The organism is Sulfuricurvum sp. RIFCSPLOWO2_12_FULL_43_24, from assembly GCF_001829605.1.
Lineage (GTDB): Bacteria > Campylobacterota > Campylobacteria > Campylobacterales > Sulfurimonadaceae > Sulfuricurvum.
In genome coordinates this window covers 1-5,285 of record NZ_MIBT01000061.1, presented here as the reverse complement: position 1 = coordinate 5,285, position 5,285 = coordinate 1, and the positions used below count along the sequence as shown (strand labels likewise).

General features: G+C 42.6%; 5 protein-coding genes. All 5 read right to left on the bottom strand.

Going from position 1 to position 5,285, the window contains the following annotated elements; genetic code table 11:
* Positions 1–2,817: DNA-directed RNA polymerase subunit beta (gene rpoB, locus A3G19_RS06465; protein WP_294871331.1), on the bottom strand; the 2,817-nt coding region annotated here is incomplete at its 3' end.
* A gap of 168 nt (positions 2,818–2,985) precedes the next feature.
* The gene (gene rplL, locus A3G19_RS06460) at positions 2,986–3,354 is read right to left on the bottom strand and encodes a 50S ribosomal protein L7/L12 (RefSeq protein ID WP_015654567.1); all 369 of its coding nucleotides are present in this window, start codon (positions 3,352–3,354) and stop codon (positions 2,986–2,988) included.
* 64 nt (positions 3,355–3,418) lie between these two features.
* Positions 3,419–3,904, bottom strand: coding sequence for a 50S ribosomal protein L10 (rplJ, locus tag A3G19_RS06455; protein ID WP_294871328.1), 486 nt, complete (start codon positions 3,902–3,904; stop codon positions 3,419–3,421).
* A gap of 126 nt (positions 3,905–4,030) precedes the next feature.
* Positions 4,031–4,726, bottom strand: coding sequence for a 50S ribosomal protein L1 (gene rplA / locus A3G19_RS06450; RefSeq protein WP_294871325.1), 696 nt, complete (start codon positions 4,724–4,726; stop codon positions 4,031–4,033).
* A gap of 68 nt (positions 4,727–4,794) precedes the next feature.
* Positions 4,795–5,220 (bottom strand): 50S ribosomal protein L11, encoded by a 426-nt coding sequence (gene rplK / locus A3G19_RS06445; RefSeq protein ID WP_015654570.1) that lies wholly within the window; start codon positions 5,218–5,220, stop codon positions 4,795–4,797.
* Between the last annotated feature and the right edge of the window lie 65 nt (positions 5,221–5,285).

Sequence of the window (5,285 nt, the reverse complement as noted above, 5' to 3'; positions counted from 1 at the left end):
TTCCATACTTGGTGTACAGTAGAGTGATTTATTGACAACGTGACCCGCTTTTTCTCCGAAGATAGCACGTAATAAACGCTCTTCAGGAGTCGGTTTTACTTCACCTTTTGGAGAAACTTTACCGACAAGGATCATTCCACCTTTGACATAGGTACCGATTTTAACGATACCGCTGTCATCCAGGTGAGAAAGCTCATCATCACGAACGTTTGGAATATCACGGGTAATCTCTTCAACACCGTGCTTGAGTTCGCGTGCTTCCGCCTCTTTTTCATAAATATGAACTGAGGTGAATGCATCTTCACGAATCATACGCTCAGACATAACAATCGCATCCTCGAAGTTGTATCCGTTCCACGGCATGAACGCAACAAGAGCATTGATTCCGAGTGCCAATTCACCTTGATCCATGTTCGGACCATCTGCGATGATTTGACCTTTACTTACCAATTGACCTTGTTTAACGATCGGCTTTTGCAAGAACGTCGTATTTTGGTTGGTACGAAGATTTTTTTGTAACGGATAGTAATCGATAAACGTTCCGTCTTCATCTTCACCCATAACGTAAATGTGTTTAGAGTCGACTTTCTCAACGATACCGCTTCGCTCTGCTTTTACACACTCCCATGAATCGCGGGCAACGAGTTTTTCAACCCCTGTTCCGACCATAGGTGCTTCAGGGCGCAACAACGGCACGGCTTGACGTTGCATGTTCGATCCCATCAATGCGCGGTTCGCGTCATCGTGTTCAAGGAACGGAATCAAGCTCGCCGCAACACCGACAACCATATGCGGTGTCAAGTCGCGAAGTTCACACTCACGCGGAGATTTGAGGATAATTTCACCGTCTTGGCGAATTTCGACCAAATCATCAAGGAAATTACCTTTATCATCAACTCGGCTAGATGCCGCAGCGATAATTTTCCCCTCTTCTTGCGTTGCTGTCAAATAAACAACTTCTCTTGTCACAACACCGTCTTTAACAACATTGTACGGAGCTTCGATAAATCCGTGCTCATTAACTTTTGAATAGGTTGCCAACGTATTGATCAAACCGATGTTTTGTCCCTCTGGGGTTTCAATCGGACAGATACGGCCATAATGGGTCGGGTGAACGTCACGCACTTCAAATCCGGCACGCTCTTTGACAAGACCGCCTTCTCCGAGTGCTGATAAACGACGTTTATGGGTAACTTCCGATAACGGATTCGTTTGGTCCATAAACTGTGACAATTGTCCGCCGCTAAAGAATTCCATGATGGTAGAGGTGATCATTTTTGAGTTGATCAAATCATGAGGCATTAATTCAGTGGTCGGTCCGCTCATCGTTGAGAGTTTATCTTTGATCGCTTTTTGCATCTTGATCAAACCGTTATGTAACTCGTTTCCAAGCAACTCACCGATTGAACGGATACGTCGATTACCAAGATGGTCACGATCATCAATATGACCTTGGCCGTTTTTAACTTTGATAACGTACTTTACGGTATTAATGATATCTTCATTGGTCAAAACCGTCACATACTCAGGAACATTGAGCCCGAGTTTGTGGTTCATTTTCATACGACCAACGCGTGTTAGATCGTAACGCTCAGGATCAAAGAAAAGTTGATTAACGAAAACTTTCGCCGCTTCTTTCGTTACCGGTTCACCGGGACGCATTACTTTGTAAATACGGATTGCTGCGAGATCGTTTTCATCTTCGATAATCTCGGTTTGACGGAGCAATTTCAAAGAATCGGTATCGGCTGCAAACGCATTGATAATAGAGCTATCATGTCCTTCTGCAAGGTCATTTGCAATAATAAATTCTTTAACTCCCGCTTCAACCATCTTTTTGAGTTTGGTCTCATCAAGCTGTGCCATTGTGTCGAACATTACTTCACCGGTTAGCGCATCGATAATCGGTTCAGCCAAATGGCGCTCGATCAAGGTTTCGATCGGGTATTGGATTGCAGTTACACCCTCAGAAATCAATTTTTCCGCTTTTTTAGCTGAGAGACGTTTGCCGGCCGCTACAAGCAGTTTGCCATCAGCATCAACCAAATCGTATCCAAGACGCCCAGCAAACTGTTCAGGATCGAAATCCATTAAATACTTGTTCTCATCAACACGAATTTTTTGCAATGGGTAGAACATTTTTAGAATGTCTTGTTTGCTGTATCCAAGAGCACGGAACATGATCGTAACCGGTACTTTACGGCGTTTATTGATACGCATGTAAAGGATATCTTTTGGATCATACTCAAAATAGAGCCATGAACCACGGTCAGGGATAATCTGACCGGTGAAGATCATTTTGCTTCCGGCAGTGGTTGATTCTTCTTCTTTGAAGATAACCCCCGGTGAGCGGTGAAGCTGATTAACAACGACACGCTCTACCCCGTTGATAACAAACGATGTACGCTCAGTCATCAATGGGATGTCACGGATAAATATGGTTTGTTCTTTAATATCTTTAACACCGGTTTTTTCTTTGGTGTTTTCATCACGGTCCCAAATCATAAGACGCGTTTTCATACGCAATGATACTGAGTACGTAAGTCCTCGTTCCATACATTCACGCACAGTATATTTTGGACGTCCTACTTCAGAGCCAAGATATTCAAGAGAAAGACGGTTTTGTGAATCATGAATCGGGAATACCGATTGGAATACACGCTCAATTCCACTTTTTGAACGATCTTTTTGATCTAGCATCAAAAATGATTCGTAAGAACTTTGTTGAAGTTGTAATAAATTCGGTACTTCAATTTGCTGGGGAGTTTTCGCGAAATCTACGCGTAAGCGGTTTCCGGAGTGAAGAGTGTTTAACATAGGCTACCTCAATCGAAGTTTTTGATCCCATAGGGATAAGTGCAAAGTCTATGACTCAAGCGTCCTTGAGTCTATAACGACGTATGGGCACTTTACGAAAGAGTTAAAAACCCGCTTCGTAAAGTGCCCTGTGGGAGGCGGAGGCCTAAGCCTCCGATATCAAAATGATTATTTGATTTCGACAGAAGCACCAGCTTCTTCAAGTTCTTTTTTAGCTGCTTCAGCATCTTGTTTAGAGATACCTTCTTTGATAGTTGTAGGAGCGCCTTCAACTGCATCTTTAGCCTCTTTAAGACCAAGGCCAGTCATTGCACGTACTACTTTAATAACGTTGATTTTTTTCTCACCACCGTCTTTCAAGATAACGTCGAATTCAGTTTTTTCTTCAGCAGCTTCTGCAACAACAGCAGCACCAGCAACCGCTACCGGTTGAGCAGATACTCCAAATTTTTCTTCGAATTCTTTTACAAGCTCTGAAAGCTCGAGGACAGAAAGGTTTGAGATAAACTCAAGAACGTCTTGTTTTGTAACAGCCATAGTAATTCTCCTATAAGTATTTTTTTATGCCGATAATAAAATCAGCGATTTTTCAAAGCCGCAATTACGCCGCTTCTTCTTCTTTTTTACGCTTAAGCGCATCGAGTCCGATCGTAAAGTTGCGAACTGGTCCCATCCATACAGATGCCAACATTCCAAGCAACTCTTCGCGTCCCGGAAGGGTAGCAAATGCACGAACTTTAGTCTCATCAGCAGCTTGGCCGTCGATGTAGGCTGTTCGGATCACAAATTTATCATTTGCTTTCGCGAAATCAACCGCTGTTTTAGAAGCAGCGATAGCATCAGCTCCCCAAACAAAAATGTTAGTATCTTTAATTTCGATACCGCTCATCTCTGCATTGTTCAAAGCGATAGTTGCAAGTGTATTTTTTACAACTTGAACTTTTGAATCTTTTTCACGTGCAATTTTACGAAGTGCTTCGAGTTCAGACACAGCCAAACCACGATAGTCACACATAATAACTGCTGCAGAAGATTTGAACTCATTGGTCAAAGTACTAACGATCTCAGATTTCTGTGATTTATTCATAGTTTCTCCTTTCCAGACATAACAACTTCAAGCGGGGCAGAGAATTTCTGATTAAGGCCTAAGCCCCCTACTGTCTTCAGTCCATAAGATAAAGTATGACGGAACAGAGCCCCGTCAATGATTTCCTTAACGGATATCTAATAATTCTTGTGTTTCGAATTTAATCGCAGGGCTCATTGTCAATGACAATGCTGCATTTTTGATGTAGCGCCCTTTTGCAGTAGAAGGTTTTGCACGGTTGATAGCACCGACAAATGCTTTGATATTTTCTTCAATTTTATCGGTGTCGAAACTCACTTTACCGATACCGGCATGGATGTTCCCTTTTTTGTCAACACGGAAATTTACTTGTCCGCCTTTAACGTTGCTAACCGCTTTTGCGATATCCGCTGTAACCGTTCCTGTTTTAGGATTCGGCATCATCCCTTTTGGCCCGAGGATACGTCCTACTTGACCAACGAGACCCATACAATCAGGTGCAGCAACAACGATATCGAAGTTGATGTTTCCTGCTTTGATTTGCTCAACCAAATCTTCAGCACCAACAATATCAGCACCTGCATTTTTAGCTTCGTCTACTTTTGCACCTTTTGCGAAAACGGCAACACGAACCACTTTCCCAGTACCGTGAGGAAGCACAACAGCACCACGGATCATTTGGTCAGCGTGACGAGGGTCAACACCAAGGTTTAATGCAATTTCAACGGTTTCGTCAAATTTTGCAGATTTAAGCTCTTTTACGAACGCCGCAGCATCCGATACAGAGTAGCTTTTTGACATATCAATTTTTTCACTAAGTTGTTTGTAGCGTTTTCCAGCCATTTGAATTCTCCAATTTTAGAATCTGCCGCAAGGTTTAGCCTCTTTGCGGTCGAAGAGTAGTGTAGAAATTAATCTACGATATCAACACCCATAGAACGAGCAGAACCAGCGATTGTTGCCGCAGCTGCATCGATATCATCTGTATTCATATCTTGAATTTTTTGCTTAACGATTTCCATCAATTGAGCTTTAGTGATTTTACCCACTTTGTTTTTCATCGGATTATCAGTCCCTTTTTTAAGACCAGCCGCTTTCATGATGAGAGCAGATGCAGGGGGTTGTTTTGTGATGAATGAGAACGTTTTATCCGCATATACCGTAATAACAACAGGGAGTTTAAAACCTGCCTTATCTTTTGTACGCTCGTTGAACGCCTTACAAAATTCCATGATGTTAACACCACGTTGACCGAGTGCTGGTCCAACCGGAGGGGCTGGATTAGCAGCGCCGGCTTGTACTTGCAACTTGATGTAGCCCGTAATTTTCTTTGCCATTTGTGCTTCCTTTTTTTGAGATTAAATTATTTTTTCGACTTGAGTGTACGAAATATCAACCGGAG

Coding starts and splice junctions, on each gene's coding strand:
- rplL (WP_015654567.1), bottom strand. CDS start 3,354: ATGGCTGTTACAAAACAAGACGTTCTTGAGTTTATCTCAAACCTTTCT.
- rplJ (WP_294871328.1), bottom strand. CDS start 3,904: ATGAATAAATCACAGAAATCTGAGATCGTTAGTACTTTGACCAATGAG.
- rplK (WP_015654570.1), bottom strand. CDS start 5,220: ATGGCAAAGAAAATTACGGGCTACATCAAGTTGCAAGTACAAGCCGGC.
- rplA (WP_294871325.1), bottom strand. CDS start 4,726: ATGGCTGGAAAACGCTACAAACAACTTAGTGAAAAAATTGATATGTCA.